17 protein-coding genes and 1 tRNA gene are annotated in these 22,210 nt (G+C 62.9%); 8 read left to right on the forward strand and 10 right to left on the reverse strand.

Annotated elements, in window-relative coordinates; all coding sequences use genetic code 11:
• Positions 1-100: 100 nt before the first annotated feature.
• On the forward strand, positions 101-1,615 hold the full coding sequence (locus AArcS_RS01350) for a proton-conducting transporter transmembrane domain-containing protein (protein WP_238478634.1): 1,515 nt from the start codon (positions 101-103) through the stop codon (positions 1,613-1,615).
• Positions 1,612-4,053 (forward strand): DUF2309 domain-containing protein, encoded by a 2,442-nt coding sequence (locus tag AArcS_RS01355; protein ID WP_375139625.1) that lies wholly within the window; start codon positions 1,612-1,614, stop codon positions 4,051-4,053. The genes AArcS_RS01350 and AArcS_RS01355 overlap by 4 nt, the downstream gene beginning before the upstream one ends.
• A gap of 42 nt (positions 4,054-4,095) precedes the next feature.
• Here AArcS_RS01355 and xylA read toward each other — a convergent pair whose 3' ends face one another.
• The 6 genes from xylA to AArcS_RS01385 all read right to left on the reverse strand — a co-directional run bounded on the left by xylA (position 4,096) and on the right by AArcS_RS01385 (position 9,227).
• Positions 4,096-5,415, reverse strand: coding sequence for a xylose isomerase (xylA, locus tag AArcS_RS01360; RefSeq protein WP_238478635.1), 1,320 nt, complete (start codon positions 5,413-5,415; stop codon positions 4,096-4,098).
• Between the two features lie 78 nt (positions 5,416-5,493).
• Positions 5,494-5,823: a transcription factor S gene (locus AArcS_RS01365; protein WP_238478636.1), complete on the reverse strand. Its 330-nt coding sequence runs from the start codon at positions 5,821-5,823 to the stop codon at positions 5,494-5,496.
• A gap of 30 nt (positions 5,824-5,853) precedes the next feature.
• The gene (locus tag AArcS_RS01370) at positions 5,854-6,384 is read right to left on the reverse strand and encodes a DUF8135 domain-containing protein (protein WP_238478637.1); all 531 of its coding nucleotides are present in this window, start codon (positions 6,382-6,384) and stop codon (positions 5,854-5,856) included.
• A complete protein-coding gene (locus AArcS_RS01375) occupies positions 6,377-7,261 on the reverse strand; it encodes a hypothetical protein (protein WP_238478638.1) in 885 nt (294 codons plus the stop codon). Before AArcS_RS01375 ends, AArcS_RS01370 begins: the two co-directional genes overlap by 8 nt.
• Positions 7,262-7,332: 71 nt before the next feature.
• Complete coding sequence (locus AArcS_RS01380) at positions 7,333-8,169, reverse strand: RAD55 family ATPase (protein ID WP_238478639.1); 837 nt, start codon at positions 8,167-8,169, stop codon at positions 7,333-7,335.
• Positions 8,170-8,234: 65 nt separating this feature from the next.
• A complete protein-coding gene (locus tag AArcS_RS01385) occupies positions 8,235-9,227 on the reverse strand; it encodes a beta-ribofuranosylaminobenzene 5'-phosphate synthase family protein (RefSeq protein ID WP_238478640.1) in 993 nt (330 codons plus the stop codon).
• Between the two features lie 128 nt (positions 9,228-9,355).
• Between AArcS_RS01385 and ilvD the strand changes: the two genes are divergently transcribed.
• Entirely contained in the window at positions 9,356-11,080 is a 1,725-nt protein-coding gene (ilvD, locus tag AArcS_RS01390) for a dihydroxy-acid dehydratase (protein WP_238478641.1), read from the forward strand.
• An 8-nt stretch (positions 11,081-11,088) separates the two neighbouring features.
• On the opposite strand, the gene AArcS_RS01395 is transcribed toward ilvD, so the two are convergent.
• Both AArcS_RS01395 and AArcS_RS01400 read right to left on the reverse strand, forming a co-directional pair.
• Positions 11,089-11,259, reverse strand: coding sequence for a hypothetical protein (locus AArcS_RS01395; protein ID WP_238478642.1), 171 nt, complete (start codon positions 11,257-11,259; stop codon positions 11,089-11,091).
• 214 nt (positions 11,260-11,473) lie between these two features.
• On the reverse strand, positions 11,474-11,884 hold the full coding sequence (locus tag AArcS_RS01400) for a universal stress protein (protein ID WP_238478643.1): 411 nt from the start codon (positions 11,882-11,884) through the stop codon (positions 11,474-11,476).
• Positions 11,885-12,040: 156 nt separating this feature from the next.
• On the opposite strand from AArcS_RS01400, the gene AArcS_RS01405 reads away from it, so the two are divergent.
• Positions 12,041-12,466: a universal stress protein gene (locus AArcS_RS01405; protein WP_238478644.1), complete on the forward strand. Its 426-nt coding sequence runs from the start codon at positions 12,041-12,043 to the stop codon at positions 12,464-12,466.
• A 430-nt stretch (positions 12,467-12,896) separates the two neighbouring features.
• Here AArcS_RS01405 and AArcS_RS01410 read toward each other — a convergent pair.
• Positions 12,897-12,971, reverse strand: a tRNA-Arg gene (locus AArcS_RS01410).
• Positions 12,972-13,063: 92 nt separating this feature from the next.
• Between AArcS_RS01410 and pspAB the strand changes: the two genes are divergently transcribed.
• Positions 13,064-13,675, forward strand: coding sequence for a PspA-associated protein PspAB (pspAB, locus tag AArcS_RS01415; RefSeq protein WP_238478645.1), 612 nt, complete (start codon positions 13,064-13,066; stop codon positions 13,673-13,675).
• Positions 13,676-13,679: 4 nt separating this feature from the next.
• Here pspAB and AArcS_RS01420 read toward each other — a convergent pair whose 3' ends face one another.
• Entirely contained in the window at positions 13,680-16,688 is a 3,009-nt protein-coding gene (locus AArcS_RS01420; protein ID WP_238478646.1) for an alpha-amylase family glycosyl hydrolase, read from the reverse strand.
• A gap of 323 nt (positions 16,689-17,011) precedes the next feature.
• Between AArcS_RS01420 and radA the strand changes: the two genes are divergently transcribed.
• The 3 genes from radA (at position 17,012) to AArcS_RS01435 (ending at position 22,147) form a co-directional block, all read left to right on the forward strand.
• On the forward strand, positions 17,012-18,046 hold the full coding sequence (radA, locus tag AArcS_RS01425; protein WP_238478647.1) for a DNA repair and recombination protein RadA: 1,035 nt from the start codon (positions 17,012-17,014) through the stop codon (positions 18,044-18,046).
• A gap of 157 nt (positions 18,047-18,203) precedes the next feature.
• A complete protein-coding gene (locus tag AArcS_RS01430) occupies positions 18,204-21,242 on the forward strand; it encodes an FAD-binding and (Fe-S)-binding domain-containing protein (protein WP_238478648.1) in 3,039 nt (1,012 codons plus the stop codon).
• Positions 21,243-21,280: 38 nt separating this feature from the next.
• Entirely contained in the window at positions 21,281-22,147 is an 867-nt protein-coding gene (locus tag AArcS_RS01435; RefSeq protein ID WP_238478649.1) for a redoxin domain-containing protein, read from the forward strand.
• Positions 22,148-22,210: the final 63 nt, after the last annotated feature.

A 22,210-nucleotide genomic window follows, 5' to 3' on the forward strand; every position in this document is an offset into this window, starting at 1 on the left:
CGAACTGTTCGTATTGGGACACAGGTACGACCGATACCTGTCATCCACGGTCGGGAGGGGAGACCGATGATGACAGTTGTCAGTCGAGCACGCTCAAACGATGGTAGAACACGAACAGTCGACGATCGTAGGATCGCTTCCGAACGAGACGACAGAGCCGTCCCGCATACCGGCCGCGCTTACGTGGACCGTGTGGCTCCTGTGGGTACTGGCGATCGGTGCGCTCGCCGCATACCAGTTGACTGACGGGACGCCGGAGCTGGCGGGACTGGTCGCCATCGACGGACTCACCGTCGTGATGTGGGTGACAGTCACGTTCTTCAGTGGAATCGTTCACAGCTACTCTCGCCGGTATATGGCCGGTGATCGCGACATCGAACGGTTTTACCTGTGTATTTTCGGGTTCACGCTCGTCGTGATGACGCTGGTGGCGGCGAATCACGTCGTGTTGTTCGTCGGCGCGTGGCTGGCGATGGGGCTGATCATGGCTGAACTCATCGGTCACGTCCGGAACTGGACACAGGCGCGCGAAGCGGCCAGCCTCGCGAGGAACTACTTCGTGACCAGTAGCCTGATCCTCGGCGCAAGCCTCGCTCTACTGTTCACGCTGACCGGCGAAGCGACGATTTCGGCCCAGATAGCGGCCGTCGACGGCGCATCGACGACGCTCGTGGGTGTCGCCGCTGTCGGCCTCGTCGTCGCGGCGATCATCCAGTCCGCGCTCTTTCCGTTTCACACCTGGCTGCTGTCCTCGATGACAGCGCCGACGCCCGCCTCGGCGCTCATGCACGCCGGATTCGTCAACGCCGGGGCGATCTTGCTCACCCGGTTCGCCCCAGTCGTCTCCGTGGAGCTGGCTGTCATGTCGATTATCGTCATCGTCGGCGCAATCAGCGCCCTGTTCGGGCAGGCCATGTTGCTGGTCCAGACCGACGTCAAGGGCGAACTTGGAAGCTCGACGATGGCCCAGATGGGCTTTATGATCATGCAGTGTGGGCTTGGATTCTTCGCCGCGGCGATCGCCCACCTCATCCTGCACGGGTTCTACAAGGCCTACCTCTTCCTCTCTGCGGGAGCCACCGTCGAGCACGAATCGCCCTCCTCTCACCGCCGTCCGGAACCGGAGCTGATCGGGGTCACGATCAGCCTGCTTACCGCCATCGGTGGCGGAGCACTCTTTATGTTCCTCACCGGAAAAGCCGACCCGCTGTTCCTGGTGGGTGAGGCAGCCGCACCCTCCCTCGACAGCGCGTTCATCCTGACGATCGTCGTCGTGCTGACCACGCTGACTGCCGCGCGGGATATCATCCACAGGTCGTCGATCCCGACTGCGGTCAGGTACGCCGCCATTCCGGGAATCGTCCTCGTGGCGATCACTGGCTACGGGCTGGCGTTTAACGCCGTTTCGACGATCGTCGCCGGCGTCCCGATGGCGTTCGCGGCGACCGAGCTGACGATCGCCCATTACATCGTCGTGGCGCTGTTCCTCGGCGGGTACCTCGTGACCGAACTCGGCTGGTACCGTCGCAGTGGCCGGCTCTACGTCTGGCTGCTGAACCGTACCCAGCCGGGCGCTGACACCGTCTTGACCACCAGAACGGAGTACACCAAATGACGACTACTGCCAGCACCATCGAGACGGAATCGCTCACCGACAGTATCGAGCAGGCGGCCGAGCGCATCGGGGCGGTGTGGCCGATCCACTCGTTTGTCACCGCGAACCCGCTCGCCGGATTCGAGGACAGGCCGTTCCACGAGGCCGTCGACGAGGCGACCGAGCTGTTCGGCGGTCGGGGCTATCCCCATCCCTCGGTGTTCCGTCGAGCCTGGGAGACAGAGCGTATCGATCCCGAGATCCTCGACGACGAACTCGGCGAGTACGACGCGGATCCCGAAACCCTGCTCGATGAGATGGCCGAACATGAGGAGAAACGAACGGCCCGAACCGCCGACGCGACCGACGATGTCGACCGTCTCGTCACAAAGTGGCTCGCGGTCTTTCTCGATCAGGGCGAGGCGACGTGGTCGATGCCGAACCGCGAGGCGGGATTTTACGCCGCCTGGCGACAGCTCGCACCGTACGACGGCAACCTCCCCGGCTGCTCCGACCCCGGTGACCTTCCGACGACTGCGACTGACGCCCTCGAGTCGATTATCGGGAGGTACCCCCGTGACCGCTGGGGCGCGATCTGTGAACACCAGCTCGCGGCTCTCCCCGGCTGGACCGGGTTCGTCAAACAGCGAGCCAGCGACGACCATGATTCCTGGCAGCAGACACATCCGATCACCATCGAGCAGTACCTCGCCGTCAGGGTGACGATCGCCGACCTGCTGGACGCGCCGCTCGATCCGGCTGCCGTCGAGGAAGACCCCGACCAGAACGCCGACACCGGAGACGACGGAACGCCACCGGTAGCCGATCGGTGGTTGACTGCCTGGGAGCGTAGCTACCGCGACTCCCTGATCGAGACGATCGACACCTCGGCCGGGAACGACGACTCCACCCGGCCGACTGCCCAGATGGTGTTCTGTATCGACACACGCTCGGAGATCATCCGCCGACACATCGAATCCCAGGGTAACTATGAGACCCACGGCTACGCCGGCTTCTTCGGGATCCCGATGCAACACCAGAGCTACGGCACGGAGGCTGCCTCGAAGGCCTGTCCGCCGATCGTCGACCCGAAACATCACGTCGTCGATCTGCCGGTGGCTGACGACGAAGAGGAGACGTACTCGCACTGGACGGGTGGTGCCCGCGCGATCCACGATCACTTCGAGACGCTGAAGACCAACGCCGTTGCCGCGTTCACCTTCGTCGAAGGAGCCGGCGGCGCTTACGGCTCCGCACTCGCCACCCGAACGCTGTTCCCCTCCAAGCTAGCCTCCCTTGCCGATCGTGTCCGCGAGCGGCTCCCTCACACTGGCGACTTCTGTGAGGCGGATCTGTCGTCCGACGGTGGCTGTAGCCACGATCACGGCCTTCAGGAGGGACTGACCCACGATCAGCAAGTCGAGTACGCCGCGACCGCGTTCGAGCTGATGGGCTGGTCCGAGTTCGCCCGGCTGGTCGTCTTCACTGGCCACGCCGCGCACACGACGAACAACCCGTTCGATTCGAGCCTCGACTGTGGTGCCTGTGCGGGCAACGCCGGCGGCCCGAACGCCCGTGTCCTCGCCCAGATCTGTAACCGTGGAGCGGTCAAAGACGATCTGCGCGAGCGCGGATTCGACATTCCAGAAGATACCGTCTTCGTCGCGGCCGAGCACAACACGACGACAGACGAGATCACGCTGTTCGAGGGGCCGGTTCCGGAGAGTCACGCCGAGGATCTGGAGACGCTCAACTCGGATCTGGAAAGCGCCCGCGAGAGCGCCGCCGCGGAACGCGCCGCGACCATGCCTGCAGCCCGGCAGGAGGATGCCGTCTCGGAGACGAAACGACGCGCACACGACTGGGCCGAAACTCGTCCTGAGTGGGGGCTTGCGGGCAACGCGGCGTTCGTCATCGGGCCGCGTGGGCTCACCGCCGACGCGGACCTTGGCGGGCGGGCCTTCCTCCACTCATACGACTGGTCGGCCGATCCCGACGGCGATGCTCTCGAAGCCATCTTCGCAGGACCCCTCGTGGTCACGCAGTGGATCAACAACCAGTACTACTTTGCGACCGTCGACAACGCGGTCTTCGGCAGCGGATCGAAGGTCACCCAGAATCCGGTCGGCAACGTAGGCGTGGTCCAGGGCAACGGCGGCGACCTGATGGGTGGCCTCCCCCTGCAGTCGCTGAAGGCGACCGACGACGACCCACACCACCAGCCACTGCGACTCTCAGCGGTCGTTCACGCACCCGTCGACCGCGTGACCGAGATCCTCGCCGATCACGACGATGTCGCCAAGCTGCTGGACAACGGCTGGCTCTCGCTGACCGTCGTCGATCCACAGGAGGACAACCGTGCGTTCGAGTACGCCGGAAACCTGAACTGGACGGCTGTTTCGGACCGATCGACACCAGAGGACGGAGATCCCGTTCCACTCGCTCTCGCGGACGACTGACGTGGCGAAAAACCGAACGAAGCGGAGCTGATCAGCGAACGATCAGACTTCGAGGATGTAGCGGTTCAGCAGGGCGTTGAGCTTCTCCTCGCGACCGGACTCCGGATGGGGAACGTCGTTTTCGAGGGTGTACTCCTCGAGGTCGGCGAGGTCGGCCTCGCCCTCGACGATCTTCTGGCCGATCCCCTCGTCGTAGCTGCTGTAGCGCTCGTCGATGAACTCCTCGAGTTCGCCGCTCTCTTTGAGCGCGTGGGCGGCTTCGAGTGCGCGGGCGTAGGTGTCCATCCCGGTGATGTGGCCGTGGGCGAGATCGACGGGCTCGAAGGACTCGCGGCGTACCTTCGCGTCGAAGTTGATCCCGCCGGGCGCGATCCCGCCGTTCTGCAGGATCTCGTACATCGCGAGCGTGTGGTCGCGGAGACTGAAGGGGAACTCGTCGGTGTCCCAGCCGACCAGCTTGTCGCCCTGGTTGGCGTCGATGCTGCCGAGTATGTCGTTGAGCCGCGCGTAGCGCAGTTCGTGGGCGAACGGTCGGTCCGCGAGCGTCGCGTGGTTGGTCTCGATGTTGAGCGTGAAGCGGTCGTCCAGATCGTATTTCTGGAGGAACGCGTGGATCGTCGCCGAATCGTGGTCGTACTGGAACTTCATCGGCTCCTTCGGCTTGGGTTCGAGCATGAGCTGGCCCTCGAAGCCGATCTCGTCGGCGTGGTCCGCGACCATCGTCAGGAAGCGAGCGACGTTGTCCTGTTCGAGGCCCATGTCGGTGTTGAGCAGGGTCTTGTAGCCCTCACGGCCGCCCCAGAGACAGAACCCTTCGCCGCCGAGCTCGTTTGTGACTTCCAGCGCCTTCTTGACCTGCGCACCGGCGTGGGCGAAGACGTCCGCGCTGGGCGAACTCGCCGCGCCGACGGCGTACTTGGGTTCGGCGAACAGCTCGGCGGAGCCAAAGAGCACCCCGATGCCCGTCTCGTCGATCTTCTCTTTGATCAGCGGGACGATCTCGTCGAGGTTCTCGTTGGACTCCTCGATGGTGTCGCCGCGCGGTGCGAGGTCGCGGTCGTGATAACAGAAGTAATCGACACCGAGCTTGTCGAGTAGCTCGAAGTTGGCCTCGATGCGCGCTTCGGCCTTCTCCATCGGGTCCTCGATGTCGTCCCACGGACGCTGCATCGTCGGCGCACCGAACGGGTCGGAGCCGTCGCCGGTGAAGGCGTGCCAGAACGAGACGGCAAAGCGCAGGTGCTCTTTCATCGTCTTGTCGCCGACCTGCCTGTCGGGGTCGTAGTAATCGAACGCCAGCTCCGAGTCGGAGTCGGGCCCCTCGTACTCGATGTGGGGAACTTCCGGGAAGTATTCGGACATACAACTACACTGTTTGCTCTCGGGGGATATAAATCTGGTAATATTACTCTGGAGCGAGTAAGTATTTTGAGCCGATCGCTAGCTGTACTCGCGCCACCGGTGGCCACACTCCTTGCATTTAAAAAATCGTGTGGGTGGTTCGTCCGCGGAGCCGGTCTGTTTGATCGTGTACCACGCGACGTTGTGGCCGCATCGATCACAGTTGATGTCCTCTCGCGTGGGTTTCCCCTCGAAGCTCGCCCCCTCTTCGGTCTCGATCAGTTCGTCGCCGCTTTGCTCGTCCGTGGAGACGAACTGTGCGGCAAGCTCTTCGTCCTGTTCGTCAGTCGCGCCACAGTCGTCGTTCGAACAGACCATTCGGTCGCCCTGTGAGCGCATCATCGAACCGCACTCGTCACAGAACTGCATAGATTGGGATAGAACAACCGACGGGAAAAACTACTCGCCCCCGGCGTCGAACTCGCCGAGTGCGATGTCCTCGGCGACTTTCGGGCAGTTCCGGACGGTAAAGTGTTCGATGTCGACCATGTCGGTGATTTCGGTCCCCTCGTGCCCGCAGGCTACCTCGGGTGGTGCAGAAAAGTACTCGCACGTCTCGCAGTAGCTCGATGTCGGAACGACGTACTCCTCGGTCCCGAGCTTCGGTTCGACTGTGACGCCGCCAGTTTCGAGCTCCTCCCAGACGAGATCGCTGTCGAGGTCGCCGACGTCCTCGGAGACGAACAGATCGTCGTACTCGCCCTCTGTACGTTCCTCGCGGCGTCGACCCAGTTTGTCGGCGAGGTCCTCAAGCGGCCCCTGTCGACCCGATGGGGACTCATCAGTCCCGGCATCGGCGTGTGATTCGAGCGCCGGAGCCGACTCGTCATCCGGGCGGAGCGTTGGGGGATCGTGTAGCTCGTCGGGTAGATCGTCAGAGAAGTCCTGTAACTCATCGTGCAGATCCTCGGATGAACCGTCCTCAGCCATTGGGCTCACCCGGCGGCTCCCAATCGGGTGCATCGTCGGTCTCCTCCTCGAACGCGGCGTCGAGTTCCGCGCCGAGGTCGTCCGGTTCGTCAGTACTGGTCAGTGCGGGCGGGTCACCAGTTTCGAGCACGTTCGGTCTGAAAAACCGCCCGCCCGCCGAAACATCGACAAACCGTTCGGTACATTGCGGACAGCGCGGTTTCGCCAGCAGGGCGATATCGACCGATGCCGAGCAGGCGTCACACTCGGCCGTCCGGACGCCTTGCTGGTTGGCTGCCCGTTTTAGCTCGTCGACCGCCTCCCGCCGGGCGCGCTCGGCGGCAACCGTCTCCACCTCGGAGCGGAGATCGATCACGGCGCGGGCGAGCAGGTCGACCCGATCAGCAAGCAGGTCGGTCTCCTCGGTGAGGTAGGTGAGGATCTCCTCGTAGTTCTCGAAGCCAGCGGCGAGCGAGGACTCGGCGTCGGCCGCACGCTTGGCCGCCGATTCGGCCTGCCCCTCGGCATCCGCGACCCGTCCCTCGACTCCGTCGAGACGCTCGCGGAGCTCCTCGTGATCGTGGTCTCTGGGCGCTTTTGCGTCGGTTTCTCGCTTCAGCTGAATCACGCGTTTGCGGACGTCCTCGATCAGTTCGTCGATCGTCGCGTCGAGATCGGCGAGACGCTCATCGAGTTCAGCTTCGGTAACGGGCCGACTATCGTCCGAGTCGCCGGATGGGGCGATCGGCTCTCCCCCGGCAGCGAGCTGTCGGTGCGCGTCGAGCAGTCGTCGAGCGACGGCATCGACGTCACCGTGGTGGGCCTCGTCGAGCCAGTCGTACACGTCGCTGGGGAGCTCGATCATCGTCTTCCCGCCACGTGAATCGTCGCTGGCCATTCACCCCTACTTGTCAAAGGAGAGTCTTAATAGTTCGGTGGGAGAATATGTTAGATCGCTGTCTGTTCATCTCACCGGATCTTTCGGACGTCGCTGATGTCGAAGCCAGTGTCGCCGATGTCCGTCTCGAACCGGACGATATTCTCGTCTTCCAGTCGTGAGAGGACGCCCCGGAACTGCTTGACGACCATCGTCCGATCCCGCTCACTTCCCCCGCTTTCCCACTCGAACAGGAAGGTGCCGTTCGTGGCGTCCATCAACTGCCCGAGTTCAGTGTCCGAGAGCGTATCGAGCGTAACGTGTAGCAGGATCAACCCTCCCCACTGGTTTGCAGCCTTCTCCAGGCCCTTCAGCAGGAGTGTGATGTCGGTCCAGTCCATCACCTTGCCAGCAGCGCTGATCAGGTCGGTCACGGAGTCGACAACCACGAGGCTGCCAGCGGCGTGATCGGTCAGATAGTCCCCCATCGCGTCGAGCACATCGTCGGTATCGGTGTCCTGGCCGAGGGACGTAATGCTGCGAGTGCGCTCGGAGTACCACTCGGAGGGTACCGGACTCAACTGGAAATACTCCTCGGAGAGGTCACCAAAGCGTAGTGGCCCGGTACCGGTCTCCACCAGGTCGGCCTCGAGCGTGTGACGCATCTCATCGAGCAGAGGGCCTTCGGTGCTGGTAAAGGAGAGGTAATGGACCTCCTCGGGGAGTCGTGCACGGTCGTGTAGATCACCGTAGTACAGATCGAACTGCTCTTGGTCCGCTCGCGCGAGTCCGTTCATGACAGCAGTAGTATAGATGAACTCACGGGCACCGGCTCCGACCTCGCCGGCCAGCAGGACGACGCTGCCCGAGGGTGCGCCGCCGCCGATCGTCCTGTCGAACTGCGAGATACCGAACGGAATACGCGACATACCTGCATCTCTCGGTCCGGCCTGTTAGGCGTTGCGCCAGTGGCTGTGCGGCTCACTCCGCGCGGTCACCGCTCTATCGTCGCGCCGGAGTTCCGTGGCCCAGCGACCAGCACGTCACCGTCGACGCCAGCCACGGCAAGCGCGTCCCGGCCCGCCGCACGCGCGCTCTCGACCGCATCGATGTGGGTCAGGCCGTACACCGTCGGCCCCCACGAGGACTGGCCGACCCCATCGATCGCCGGATGCGTCCCGAGTTCGTCGACGATCCGTCCCACTGGTGGCCGGAAGACGCCACCCTGTGCGTCGGTGTACCACGCGCCGTTGAGCCGCCCGATCTCGGCGAGGGCCGCCCCGAACTCCTGGCGACGCCCCAGCGCGGCCGCGGGGAGTACCCGGCGCGTCAGCACGGCACTGATTTCGTCGGCCAGCGCAGGATCGGCGGACTCGACAACCGCTCGCATACTGGCGTCCTCGTTGTCGCCGTTACGGCCCGGTTCGGCGTCCGGAAGCACGAGTACGAATCGCCAGTCCTCGGGGAGTTCGTGACGGGCGATCACCGGCGGGACAGTCCACTCGCCGTCAGCGGGCCGGTCGGTCGTGAACTGACTCGTCGGGTGGCCGCCGTCGACAAGAAACCCGCCGGACTCGAACCCGGCGACACCGATCCCGCTTCGCCCGCCACGGCCCAGCGCCGGGGCCGCCTCCCGGACGTCGACCGGCCGGTCGTGGGCGGCCGCCGTCGCGGCGTAGACGGCGAGCGCGAGCTGTGTCCCACTGCCCAGTCCGACGTGGCGTGGCAGTCGCTCGTGAACGGTGAGGGCAGCGCCATCGACATCCAGCAGGTCTGCAGCGCGCTCGGCGTAGGACTCGACAGTACTTCGGAAGGACTCGGAAGCTCCGGTTTCGTCGGTAACAGTCACGGGTGCGGCACGGTCGGCTTCGACGACCAGTCGTGGTGCGTCGAGCGTCACGCCGACGCCGCCGTACAGGCGCGCGTGGGCGAGCGACAGGTTCCCAAAACCAAAGTGCAAGCGCGCCGCCGTACGTACCGTCGCCATGCGTCGGGATAGCGTCGCGGCTGGCAAGGGCGTTTCGACACCGGAGACGGGGACGCCGGACGGCCCCACGAGCAGCCGAAGACGTTCGGATATAGTGACTTAAGGTTCCCGGGCCGAACCTACGAGGTATGAGCAAGGAGACGATGGGCGGCGAAAAAGACCCCGAGCTTCCGAGCAGCGAAGTGACCGAAGGGGTCGAACGAGCGCCCCACCGTGCGATGTTTCGGGCGATGGGCTACGACGACGATGACCTCTCCGCGCCGATGATCGGTGTGGCGAACCCTGCGGCGGACATCACGCCGTGTAACGTCCACCTCGACGACGTGGCACAGAGTGCGTACGACGCCGTCGACGAGACGGATGGGATGCCGATCGAGTTCGGGACGATCACGATCAGCGACGCCATCTCGATGGGTACCGAGGGGATGAAAGCCTCACTGACCTCCCGCGAGATCATCGCCGACTCCGTCGAGCTGGTGGCGTTCGGCGAGCACATGGACGGCCTCGTCACCATCGGCGGCTGTGACAAGAACATGCCCGGCATGATGATGGCGATGATCCGCACCGATCTGCCGTCGGTCTTCCTCTATGGCGGTTCGATCATGCCCGGCGAGCACGAGGGCCGCGAGGTGACGATCCAGAACGTCTTCGAGGGCGTCGGCGCGGTCGCCGAGGGCGAGATGAGCGAGGAGGAACTCGACGAGATGGAGCGTCACGCCTGCCCCGGCGCGGGCTCTTGCGGTGGGATGTTCACCGCCAACACGATGGCCTCCCTGAGCGAGGCGCTTGGCTTTGCGCCGCTTGGCAGCGCCAGTGCGCCCGCCGAAGCCGACGAACGCTACGAGGTTGCCCGCGAGGCTGGTGAACTCGCCGTCGAGGTCGTCAGGGAACGTCGACGTCCCTCCGACTACCTCACCAAGGAGTCCTTCGAGAACGCCATCGCCCTGCAGGTCGCCATCGGCGGCTCGACCAACGCCGTGCTCCACCTGCTGGCGCTGGCCGCCGAGGCGGACATCGACCTCGACATCGAGGAGTTCGACGAAATCAGCCGGAAAACGCCGAAGATCGCCGACCTCCAGCCCGGCGGCGAGAAGGTCATGAACGACCTCCACGAGGTCGGCGGCGTCCCGGTCGTTCTCAACGCGCTCCACGAGGCCGGACTGCTCCACAGCGATGCGCTGACCGTGACGGGCAACACCATCGGCGAGGAGCTCGACGCGATGGATCTCCCTTCCCTCGATGACCTCGACGTCGACTACCTCTACTCGGTCGACGACCCCAAAAACGAACAGGGCGCGATCCGCATCCTCACCGGTAATCTCGCCCCCGACGGCGCGGTGCTCAAGGTCACCGGCGAGGAGGATCTCCGCCACGAGGGCCCCGCCCGCGTCTTCGAGAACGAGGAAGAGGCCATGAAGTACGTCCAGGAGGGCCACGTCGAAGCGGGCGACGCAATCTGTATCCGAAACGAGGGGCCACAGGGCGGCCCCGGCATGCGCGAGATGCTCGGCGTCACGAGCGCCGTTGCGGGGCAGGGCCACGCCGAGGACGTCGCGCTCTTCACTGACGGGCGCTTTTCGGGGGCGACGCGTGGCTTCTCGATCGGCCACGTCGCCCCCGAGGCCGCGGCCGATGGTCCCATCGCCGCACTCGAAGACGGCGACATCGTGACGATCGACGTTGAGGAGCGCACCCTCGCCTTTGACGTCTCCGACGAGGAGATCGAACGTCGTCTCGACGAGCGCGAGGAACCAGAGCCGAACTACACCAACGGCGTTATGGCCAAGTACGGCCGGTTGTTCGGCTCGGCGGCCAACGGTGCGGTGACGAACCCCGGCGCAAAAGAGCAGTAACGAATCGGTTATCGTTCGTCAGGGCCTCTTTTTTCTGAACTCTCGCTGGGCGGTTTGTGTTTGTACGAGTACCTGTCGCGTCCGAAGAACCCGCGAAGCGCCATCGTCGTGCCGACGTACGAGGCACCGACGAGGAGCACGAATCCGACGACGCCGCTCACGACGAGTTCGAGAACCATGGCAGTCGATTCCCGGTGGGACGACAAAAAACCCGCGTCGCCACTCTGCTCATCTCGAAGTCTGTGCTTCTTGTATACAAAATTGCATTGTAACACAGCGCGGGCAGGCCGGAGCGTCGACATCCTGTTTATATGATTCCCTGACCTGTCATTTACTCGTACTATCTGTATCGAGAACTCGAACCCGACGACCGCTCCGACGTCTGACCGCCGATCACGTCTCCGCGGCTTCCCCGCCAGTCACCGTCACCGGTCGCTCGGTCTGTCTGATCACCGACTGGGTGACGCTGCCGAACAGTGCCGACCGACCCGGCGAGTGTTTCCGCCCACCCAGCACGAGCAGGTCGGCGTCTAGCTCCTCGGCGACACTGACGATCTGTTCGGCGGGCTTGCCGATCCGGGAGACCTGTTCGATTCCCACGTTGGCCTCCCGCAGGCGTTTGAATGCCGCGTTCCCGCCGCTCAGCTGGCGCGGTGCTGTCGTCTCCGCCTTGTTCTCGTCGTCGAAGACGTACAGCAATGAGACGTGGATCGACTCGCTCGCTCCGGGGAGCGCCGTGACGAACGCCGCCTGCTTTCGTCCCCGCGATTCGCTGGTATCGATCGGCATCAGGATCTCGTACATGACGTGTACGGCCACCACGGTGTAGAGTATATACGGCGGGGGCAGGGATTGAAACCGGTGGTTCAGACTCGAGCCGACCGATTCCCGTAACCATTTTTATTTTTTGGATGACATTAACCACCGCCAGTTAATATCTGATATGGTCATAGTTCTGGTATGCCTGTCGTTGCCGCAGTCGATCAGTCGGAGCGAGCACAGGCCGTAATTCGAGCGGCGCGGACACTTGCTGACGACGCGGGTGTCAGCCTTCACGTCGTCCACGTCGGCGACGTTGGCGTCCCGAGTCCGGAAGGCGGGTACGACGCGGACCACGAACGGAACCTCTCTACGCAGAAAGCTCGTCAGATGGCACGCCAGATTGCGGATGACGTCGATGGTGTCGACGAGTTCGAGCCCGTTGGATTGGCAGGGAACACTGTCGAGGAATTAATCGAGTACAGCAAAGCACAGGATGCGGCCTACATCGTCGTGAGTGCGCGAAAGCGGCCACCGTTCGGGCAGGCAGTGTTCGGGAGCGTTACACAGTCGCTGCTGTTGAACGCTGATCGGCCTGTCGTAGCTGTCCCGTCCGATCGCGAGTAGACAGCACGTCGCGACAGCCCGCACTCTCTTTTCTGCGGGCTACTCTCGAACGCCGCACTCGGTGCCTCGTCTGCTCCTCGTAGAAGCGGGCACGATGGGAGTGAGCAAAGGTGGTTTGTTTGCGAACATCATCGTGGGAGTGAACGACGGAAAGGAGTGAACGGGCACGATGGGAGTGAGCAAAGGTGGTTTGTTTGCGAACATCATCGTGGGAGTGAACGACGGAAAGGAGTGAACGGGCACGATGGGAGTGAGCAAAGGTGGTTTGTTTGCGAACATCATCGTGGCCGCGAATGATCGAAGAGAATGAGCAGCCACGATGGGATTTGAACTACGCCAGGACGTGCTCGCTCCGCTGTGCGCGCCCTGTCTAGTTCGAATCCCACGCGGTCCTTGATTCGCTCCTCACGTCCGTTCGTCGCAGAATTAGCGGGCACGATGGGATTCGAACCCACGACCGTCGGATTAGAAGTCCGACGCTCTATCCGGACTGAGCTACGTGCCCTCACCCACTCGTAACCGGTCGCCTCTCAAAAGCGATTGGGTTTCACGCCGGGAACGGTCAGGATTATGTCCACGGCGACAAACTCACCACCAATGGGACTGCTCGACAGCATCCGGAGCGTGCTGGGAGTTCGCGCCGAACGAGACGCCACGAGCGACGCCGACCCCGACGATCTGTTCGGGATGAGCACGGCCTACCTGACGATGGAGGCGAACCTCGGCTTCGAGCCGACCGGTTATGCGGCGCTGTGTTTCGGCGACGTCAACAGCCACGAGTTCGCGGGTACGGTCAGCGATGTCCGGTCGATCCTCGCAGAGGGAGAAGCCGAGACCGGAACCGTCTCCCGCTTTGTCGACGACGATCACGGCTACCGCTGGGTGGTCTTCCAGGACGACGACGATTTCGAGGATCTGGTGACGAACGTCTACTTCGCGGCGGATACGTTCATCGAGGAGGGCTACGGCTCACGCCTGCTCGCGGCGGTCTTCGCCTTCGAGCGAGAGGGTCAGCCCGGCGACTGGATCTACTCGTTCCGCCGGGGGACGTTCTACCCGTTCGCGCCGACGCCGGGGGCGGCCCACGAGCGGGACAATCAGGTCGAGTTGAAATTACAGAGCGTTCTCGACGGCGAGCTAGAGATCGAACCGGACAAGGAGTACTGGTACCCGCTGTGGCCGAGTGAGGGCCGCCACCCCTGGGAGTGAGCGATCAGTCGACCGAACGGAACGGAATTCGCGCCACGCCGTCGACAAAGGGAGCGAGCGCGTCGTCGCGGTCGACACCCGCAGGGGTGATCAGATCGAGGACGTTCGGGGGCGTCCCCTCGATCTGGCCGGTGCCGAACGTCCAGTCGGTCGCCTTCGTGGTCGTCTGGCGAACGTCATACTTGTGTTTTGCGTCGTAGCCCGCAACCAGCGGGGTGATCTCGACGGTTCGTGGGTCCGGCAAATCGTCTTTGCTGGCCCAGACCAGGATGGCGTCACGGTCGGTGAGCGTCTCCGCGCCTCCAGTACCGATTAGCGAGCCGTGGCCCGTCTCGACGCTGACGAGGCCCTCGGGTCGAGCGAGCACACGGCGTTGATACACCGACTCGAACGTGGCGTTGACGCCAGCGGCGGCGTTGAGCGCCCCATACTCGGCGTCGGGATCGCGGACGTACACCTGTGGGAACTGGAGCGAGAAGCCCCGATCACGGTTCCAGACGTTCTCGATAGCGTCGAACTCGAAGACGAACTGGTAGCTGTCGGCGAACTCGCGGACCTCGAAGCGCTGGAGGTCGAAGCACGCCTCGTCGAACGTCTCGTGAGTTGGCATGTCGTAGGCGTTGCGCCGCCGGTACTTGCTGTCGTTTCGCCACTCGACGACCGTCTCGCCGAGAGGGTCGAACGTCGGCGTTTCGAGGACAGCGATCGTCTCGACCTTGACGGTCGTGGTTGTACCATTGTGCTCGACGGCGACGTCCTCGTCGGTAATGACGTCCGTCGTGTCGACCGCAGCCGGGAGCTGCACCTGCGCCGGGTCGCCGTCCTCGAAGTTGACGATCGCGACAACGCGCTCGGGCCCCGAGACGTCGTCGAGGTCGCTCGCGTCCCGGCCGAACGCGAGGACGTTGTCCGTGGACTGGTGCCAGACGTCTTCCAGTTCTGCGGCGGGTTTGAGCGCGTCGAGATCGTGGTACCGATCGATGAGCCGTTTGTAGAACTGGAAGTGATCTTCGTCGTACTCGTCCCAGTTCATGAACGCGCGCTGCATCCCGCCGGGGCGCACGTCGTTTTCACGTGGGTCGCACGGACCGAGGTGACGATTCTCGCCGTGGCGGCTGATCGCCCGTTCCTGCCCGTAGTAGACGAAGGGGACGCCCGGTAGCGCGACGCCCGCGGCCCAGCAGGCACGCTGGACGCTCTCCGGATCATCGTACGCCCCGGCGTGGATCGCCTCGTTGAGCAGGCGTTTTTCGTCGTGGTTCTCGGTGGCGTTGAGCAGGCGTGTGTAGTCCGGAAAGCCCTTGTCAGTGCGCGCTTTGACGGCTTCGAGTAGCTCGAACGCCTCGACCTCACCGCGGGCGACGGCGTGGGCTGTCTCGGTGTACTCGGCGGTGTCGAAGTGCGCGTCGAACTCGTTTTCCGCGAACGAGGCGTCGTGGGGAATCGTCTCGTCGAGCATGAGAAACTCGCTGTTGTTCGCTCGAACGACCTCGCGGACGTCCTTCCAGAAGTCGTGGGGGACGCCCCACGCGATATCACACCGGAAGCCGTCGACGCCGATCTCGCCGGACCAGAAGTCCGCGACTGCAAGCATATGTTCGCGGACGGCGAGGTTGTCGTAGTTCCAGTTGGGCATGTGGAGATGGTCGTAAAACCCGGTCACTCGTGGTTCGGGTTCGACCTGCTCGCCCGCCCCGTCGTAGCGGGACTGGTGGACGCGATGGAACCAGTCGTAGTACTTCGACTCGTCGTCCCACGATTCGACGTGGGGCCACTTGCCTGCCCGATCCGTGGCTTCCTCGATCGACGCCTGGAAGAACTCGTGATCGCGCCCGCAGTGGTTCGCGACGAGGTCGAACAGCACCCTGATATCTCGGTCGTGACAGGCCTCGATGAACTGCCTGTAGGCCTCGATCGGTGTCGTTCCAGACGGTGTGAGATCGGGGGCCACGTCGAAGTAATCGAGCGTGTCGTAGCCATGTGGACCGCCTCCAGAGAGATCCATTGCCCCGCTCACCGAGGGGACGACCGGCGTCAGCCAGACGACGTCGACACCCAGCTCGTCGAGATACTCGACGCGATCGGTGAGGACGTCGAAATCAGTCTTGCCGCGCTCGCCGTGGAACGACCGGGTGAAGATCTCGTATATGACGCTGTCGTCGAGCCACGACGGGGGACGGTTCGGAAGCGAGACGTCCCCGTCGGGGGAGAGCTCGACGGTATCGACGACGCTGGGGCGGTTTCCGTCGTAGGCCACGGCGTGGAGCCGGGCGGACTCGCCGTCGAGCGCGTCGAGCGGAATGTGTGCCGTCGTGTCGTTGACGCTGATCGCGTCTTCGGAAAGCGAATCACGGTCGTCGACGAGGAACGTAACGTCGAGACGCAGCGTCGTCGAGTCACGGCTCGGGGCGAGTTTCGGCGTCGCCCCGACGGAGAACTCGTTACCTTCGAGCGTTGCGTCGAGTTCGACCCGTGGGCGACCAGCATCCGGATCGGTCGGCTCGGGAACAGCATAGATCGTCTGGGTGTGCGTCCCGTCCGGTGCGTCGAGCCGGAGCGTGTACCGGCCAGACTCGTCGGGGACGAACTCCGTGACGTGTTCGCGACCGTGGTCGTAGCGTGGCTGGTTCTCGTTGGTCGGCGTCGAGAAACTGAGTTCCGCGGTGCTACCCTCGGGGCGCTCTGCGATCGACCACGCGAAGTCGTCGGAATCGTACTCTTCGGGATCTCGCCGAAGCACGGGCAGCCGTGGGCTGAGGTGGTCCCTGTTCCGGAAATCTCCGTGGTCGCTCCCGTAGATCGCACCGACGAAGGCCGGGTTGACGATCTCCGAGCCGACCGTGACGATCCGGGGCTGGCCGGGATGGTACGAGTCCGCACCCTCGCTTGCGTAATGCCGATACGACCGCCCCTCGGTATCTCGATCACGGGCGAGCTCATCGGTTGGTGAGACGTCGCCGCCTGTCGTTCGGGAAACCGATCCGCGGTCGGATCCACTGTCGTTCTGGCTCATAATGCTTTATTGAGTAGCGTCTGATGGGTGTTCCGTGGCAGTAGTTCCGCACGGGAGAGAGGAGATACCGGTCACTGAACGCCGGTGAGTGTCGTCTCGCCCCGGATGAATTTGTCTGGTGTGGGGAGTTTGCCAAACGTGCACACATAGCCTGACCAGTCTACACTTATATTATTTCCTTTTCTTGTCCGATTGTTCAGGAATATTAGTGTAGGAATGGGGCGGATGGAATCTTCTCAAAATGAGACCGAGGCTACGAGTCAGTTTTACTTTCATTATGCTGTTAACGGAGGTTTATGTAGGGTCGGGCACAACGGAGATCCATGGCAGCAAACGAGGATCTAGAGGAACTCCCCGGCGTGGGTCCGGCAACCGCAGAGAAGCTTCAGGAGAACGGCTTCGACTCGTATCAGGGACTGGCAGTCGCCAGTCCGGGTGAACTGAGCAACACCGCCGACGTCGGTGAGAGTACGGCCTCGGATATCATTCAGGCCGCAAGAAAAGCCGCAGACATCGGTGGCTTCGAGAGTGGCTCGCAGGTACTCGAACGCCGCGAGGAGATCGGCAAGCTCTCGTTCAACATCGAGGAGGTCGACGACCTGCTGTCGGGCGGCGTCGAGACCCAGTCGATTACCGAGGTGTACGGCGAATTCGGTTCGGGGAAATCCCAGGTCACACACCAGCTTTCGGTGAACGTCCAGCTCCCCAAAGAACACGGCGGACTCCACGGCAGCGCCATCTTCATCGACAGCGAAGATACGTTCCGTCCCGAGCGTATCGACGACATGATCCGTGGGCTAGACGACGAGATCATCGCGGCGACGATGGAAGATAGAGGGATTGAGGGCGAGCCGGGCGAGGACGAGGCGATGGAGGAGCTTCTGGAGAGTTTCCTCGACAACATCCACGTTGCGAAGGCGTTCAACAGCAACCACCAGATTCTCCTGGCCGAAAAGGCAAAAGAACTGGCAAGCGAGAGTCAGGACGACGAGTTCCCGACCCGACTCCTCTGTGTCGACTCACTGACCGCCCACTTCCGCGCGGAGTACGTCGGCCGGGGTCAGCTTGCCGAACGCCAGCAGAAGCTCAACAAACACCTCCACGACCTGATGCGCGTCGGCGATCTGAACAACACGGCCGTCCTCGTCACCAATCAGGTAGCCTCGAACCCCGACTCCTTCTTCGGCGATCCGACCCAGCCGATCGGCGGGAACATCCTGGGGCACACTTCCACGTTCCGAGTGTACCTACGCAAGTCAAAGGGATCGAAGCGGATCTTCAAGCTCGTCGACGCCCCGAACCTAGCCGATGGCGAGGCGATCATGCGCGTTGAGGACGAAGGCCTCGTCCCCGAGTAGCGCCGTAGCCACTAGAAGCGACTGACGCTGTTTTTTTGCGACGGGAAACCTCCAACTTCGGCCGTGTTCGCAAGGGGGCAGTAGGTTCTCACAGACCGGTATCATTTGACCCATTTAAGTATATGAAGAACATTGTCAGTGATATTCAGAGGGTACGATGAGCGATACTTATCAATCAGGTTTGACGACTGGCGTCGATGTAGCAGACGACCCGCGGGCCAACTACGATTATCAGGGTAGCGGGATCGAACGACCTGACCTCGTAGACGATCTCGACAGCCGGGTCGACGGCGATGTTCGGTTTGATTCCTACAGCCGACAGCTGTACGCCACCGATGCAAGTGCCTACCAGCAACTCCCGATCGGCGTCGTCTCGCCGCGCTCGACCGAGGACGTCGCCGCGGTAATGGAGTACTGTGCCGACAATGAGATTCCAGTACTCCCCCGCGGCGGCGGGACAAGCCTCGCCGGGCAGGCCGTCAACGAAGCGGTCGTGCTAGATTTCAAACGCCACATGAACGGCTTCCTCTCGGTCGATCCCGACGAGCGGGTCGCACGAGCGCAAGCCGGAATCACGCTTGCACGCCTCAACGATCATCTCGAGGAATACGGCCTGAAGTACGCACCTGACCCGGCGTGGGGCGACAAAAGCGTTCTCGGTGGCTGTATCGGTAACAACACGACTGGCGCACACTCACTAAAGTATCATAAGGCGGACGGGTATATCGAATCAGTCGAAACGGTGCTGGCCGACGGTACGGTGACGGAGTTCGGCTGGGTCGACGTAGATGAGCTTGACGAGCTCGCCGGAGATGCTGACAGTGAAAGCCGCATCTACGCCGAGGTCCAGGCGATCCTCGAGGAACACACCGGGGAGATCGAGGCGAAGTTCCCAGATCTCAAGCGCAACGTCTCGGGGTACAACCTCGATCGGCTGGTCAAGGACGTCAACGAACGAGGACAGGTCAACGTCGGGCGGCTGTTGGCGGGCAGCGAGGGGACCCTCGCAATCGTCACCGAGGCGGAGGTGTCACTCGAACCGATTCCGTCCGAGACCTCGGTTGTCCTGCTGACCTACGATGATGTCATTTCAGCGATGGAAGACGTCGCGCCGATCCTCGAACACGATCCCGCCGCAGTCGAGGTGATGGATGACGTCTTGCTCGATCTGGCGCGGGACACCGGCCAGTTCGCTGATCTCGTTGCAACACTTCCCGATGGAACTGACTCGACGCTGCTCGTCGAGTTCTACGCAGACTCCATCGCCGAGGGGAAACAGAAGGTGGCGAATCTGCTCGCCGACCGCCTGCCTGCCCACGATGCCGAAGTCGCTCCGGAGAACCCAACAAGTACTGACGCGCCAATAAATGCGGTCGACGCGCTGGAGGCGTACGCCCCCGACCGGCAGGCGAAGTTCTGGAAGATGCGCAAGTCCGGTCTGCCAATTCTCCTCTCACGAACCGGTGACGACAAACACTGGCCGTTCGTCGAGGATACGGCGGTACCTGCCGAGAACCTGCCCGAGTACGTCGCCGACATTCAGGATGTCTTCGACGAGCATGGCACGTTTGCCTCTTACTACGCCCACGCCGGGCCCGGCGTTCTCCATATCCGCCCACTTCTGAACATCAAAACGCAGGACGGGCTGGATACGATGGCGGCAATCTCCGAGGCGCTGACCGACCTCGTCGTCGAATACGACGGCTCCATCTCGGGTGAACACGGCGACGGGCGAGCGCGGACGAAGTGGAACAGGAAACTCTACGGCGACCAGCTGTGGGACGTCTTCCGTGACCTAAAATCGACCTTCGATCCACAGGGGCTGCTCAATCCGGGGAACGTCTGTGGCGATCACGACCCGACCGAGAATCTCCGGTTCGATCCCGAGTATAGCTTCGATGCTGACTTTGATCCGGTCCTCAACTGGGAGAACGAGAACGGCTTTCAGGGAATGGCAGAGCTCTGTCACGGCTGTGCGGGCTGTGAGGGTCACCAGGACACCACTGGCGGGACGATGTGTCCGACCTACCGGGCGACCGACGAGGAGATAACGAGCACTCGGGGGCGGGCGAACATGCTCCGAAACGCGATGAACGGCGAACTCCCCGACGAACTGTTTACCGACGAGTTCGTCAACGAGGTGCTCGATCTCTGTATCGCCTGCAAGGGCTGCAAGAACGACTGCCCGAGCGGCGTCGACATGGCGAAGCTCAAAGCCGAGGTAACCCATGAGTATCACCAGCGCGAGGGCATCCCGCTGCGGGACCGGCTCTTCGCCAACGTCGAGACGCTGTTCAAACTGGGGAGCACGTTCGCACCAGTCTCGAACATCGCAATGAGCCTTCCGGGAACCAACTTGATGGCCGAGAAGGTGATGGGAATCGCCCGCGAGCGCGACCTCCCGTCGTTCCATCGCAGGACGTTCCGCAAGTGGATGCGTTCGCGCGGCGGATCCACGGTATCGGAAGCCGATGCGGAGCGAAAGGCGCTGTTGATCGCCGACCCCTACACCGACTACACGCACCCACACGTCGGAAAAGCCGCAGTCGAGGCGCTGGAGGCTGCAGGCGTCCACGTCCGGGTCCCCAACGACGTGACCGACAGTGGTCGCCCGGCGTTCTCGAAGAGTATGCTCGATCACGCCCGGTCGACTGCACGGGAGAACGTTGACACGCTTGCACCGCTCGTGGCAGAGGGCTGGGACGTCGTGACCGTTGAGCCGTCCGACGCGGTTATGTACCAGTCGGACTACCAGTCGTTGCTCTCGGGCGAGGATGTCGACGCCGTCGCGGCCAACACCTACGGTGTCTGTGAGTATATCGACCGGTTCGAGCTCGATCAGGGGATGAGCTTCGACGCGGACGCCGAGTCGCTGACGTATCACGGTCACTGCCAGCAGAAGGCAACGCGCAAGGACCACCACGCAGTCGGCGTGCTCCGGCGGGCAGGCTACGAGGTCGACGCGCTGGATTCATCGTGCTGCGGGATGGCTGGGTCCTTTGGCTATCAGGTCGAACACTACTCGATGAGTCAGGCGATCGGCAATATCCTGTTCGGGCAGGTCGACGACTCGCCAGGCGAACAGGTCGTCGCGCCGGGGGCGTCCTGTCGGACACAGCTGTCGGACTACGACGCCCAGCACGGCGAGCCACCGCACCCGATCGAACGCGTTGCGGACGCACTGGCGGGTAACTAGGCCCCACCACTTAACACGGCACGCTCCCACGGTGAGATATGCTCACCGAGGGAACAAGGGCTCCCGATTTTACGCTACCTGCGGCGGTCGGCGGAGAGATCGAACAGCTGACGTTCAGTGAGTACGCAGCAGGCCAACTCACCGTTCTCGCATTCTATCCGGCAGATTTCAGTCCAGCATGTACCGATGAACTCTGCTCGCTCCGGGATATCGATCTGTTCAACCTCCAGGACGAGATATCGATCCTCGGGATTTCGACCGATAGCGCCTTTAGCCACCTCGAGTTCGCCCGTCAGAACGGCCTGGAATTCCCACTGTTGAGTGACAACGATGGTCGAGTCTCCGAACTCTTTGGCGTGCTCCACGATGAATTCGAGGGACATAACCGTCTCTCGCAGCGGGCGGTATTCGTCGTCGACGACCGACAGGAGATCAGATATGCGTGGGCGACCGCCGATCCATATCAACTGCCGGATATCGAGGCAGTGCGAGCGGCCGTTGACTCCGTTCAGGACGACCGTGGAGCGATCGATCGATACCGCTCGGCACACGACCACTACCGGTACGGCCGGTCCGAGCTAGAAAACGCCCGGGCGGCGTATGCGGGAGAGGACTGGGGCGTTGCGGCCGAGGCGTTCGCCGAAGCCGAGTACTACTTCGGGGAGGCAGAAAGCGGGTTCGACACGGCGCGGCGATTCGCCGAGTCCGAGAACGTGGTTCGGACCGCAGAGAGCGCAAAAACCAAGACGAAGCAGTATCGCCAGTGTGCTCGCTGGTACGGCAAAGCGGCGCGACGACGAACCAGTGGGGATACCCCGCTCGCGACGGAGACCGAAGCTGACGCCGAAGCGGCCCTCGATGCCGCACGCGCGATGGAGCCGGTGCAGGATCTCTATACGTTTTGAGCCGTGCCGTGTCTCCTCCACTCACTAGATGCAATATAAGGTCTTTAATGGATGCACCATCAC

Origin of the sequence: Natranaeroarchaeum sulfidigenes (genome assembly GCF_017094485.1) — an archaeon.
Classification (GTDB): Archaea; Halobacteriota; Halobacteria; order Halobacteriales; family Natronoarchaeaceae; genus Natranaeroarchaeum; species Natranaeroarchaeum sulfidigenes.

Excerpts from the sequence above, each read along its gene's own strand:
- AArcS_RS01350 (WP_238478634.1), top strand. The coding sequence starts at position 101 with ATGGTAGAACACGAACAGTCGACGATCGTAGGATCGCTTCCGAACGAG.
- AArcS_RS01355 (WP_375139625.1), top strand. The coding sequence starts at position 1,612 with ATGACGACTACTGCCAGCACCATCGAGACGGAATCGCTCACCGACAGT.
- xylA (WP_238478635.1), bottom strand. The coding sequence starts at position 5,415 with ATGTCCGAATACTTCCCGGAAGTTCCCCACATCGAGTACGAGGGGCCC.
- AArcS_RS01365 (WP_238478636.1), bottom strand. The coding sequence starts at position 5,823 with ATGCAGTTCTGTGACGAGTGCGGTTCGATGATGCGCTCACAGGGCGAC.
- AArcS_RS01370 (WP_238478637.1), bottom strand. The coding sequence starts at position 6,384 with ATGGCTGAGGACGGTTCATCCGAGGATCTGCACGATGAGTTACAGGAC.
- AArcS_RS01375 (WP_238478638.1), bottom strand. The coding sequence starts at position 7,261 with ATGGCCAGCGACGATTCACGTGGCGGGAAGACGATGATCGAGCTCCCC.
- AArcS_RS01380 (WP_238478639.1), bottom strand. The coding sequence starts at position 8,169 with ATGTCGCGTATTCCGTTCGGTATCTCGCAGTTCGACAGGACGATCGGC.
- AArcS_RS01385 (WP_238478640.1), bottom strand. The coding sequence starts at position 9,227 with ATGGCGACGGTACGTACGGCGGCGCGCTTGCACTTTGGTTTTGGGAAC.
- ilvD (WP_238478641.1), top strand. The coding sequence starts at position 9,356 with ATGAGCAAGGAGACGATGGGCGGCGAAAAAGACCCCGAGCTTCCGAGC.
- AArcS_RS01395 (WP_238478642.1), bottom strand. The coding sequence starts at position 11,259 with ATGGTTCTCGAACTCGTCGTGAGCGGCGTCGTCGGATTCGTGCTCCTC.
- AArcS_RS01400 (WP_238478643.1), bottom strand. The coding sequence starts at position 11,884 with ATGTACGAGATCCTGATGCCGATCGATACCAGCGAATCGCGGGGACGA.
- AArcS_RS01405 (WP_238478644.1), top strand. The coding sequence starts at position 12,041 with ATGCCTGTCGTTGCCGCAGTCGATCAGTCGGAGCGAGCACAGGCCGTA.
- pspAB (WP_238478645.1), top strand. The coding sequence starts at position 13,064 with ATGGGACTGCTCGACAGCATCCGGAGCGTGCTGGGAGTTCGCGCCGAA.
- AArcS_RS01420 (WP_238478646.1), bottom strand. The coding sequence starts at position 16,688 with ATGAGCCAGAACGACAGTGGATCCGACCGCGGATCGGTTTCCCGAACG.
- radA (WP_238478647.1), top strand. The coding sequence starts at position 17,012 with ATGGCAGCAAACGAGGATCTAGAGGAACTCCCCGGCGTGGGTCCGGCA.
- AArcS_RS01430 (WP_238478648.1), top strand. The coding sequence starts at position 18,204 with ATGAGCGATACTTATCAATCAGGTTTGACGACTGGCGTCGATGTAGCA.
- AArcS_RS01435 (WP_238478649.1), top strand. The coding sequence starts at position 21,281 with ATGCTCACCGAGGGAACAAGGGCTCCCGATTTTACGCTACCTGCGGCG.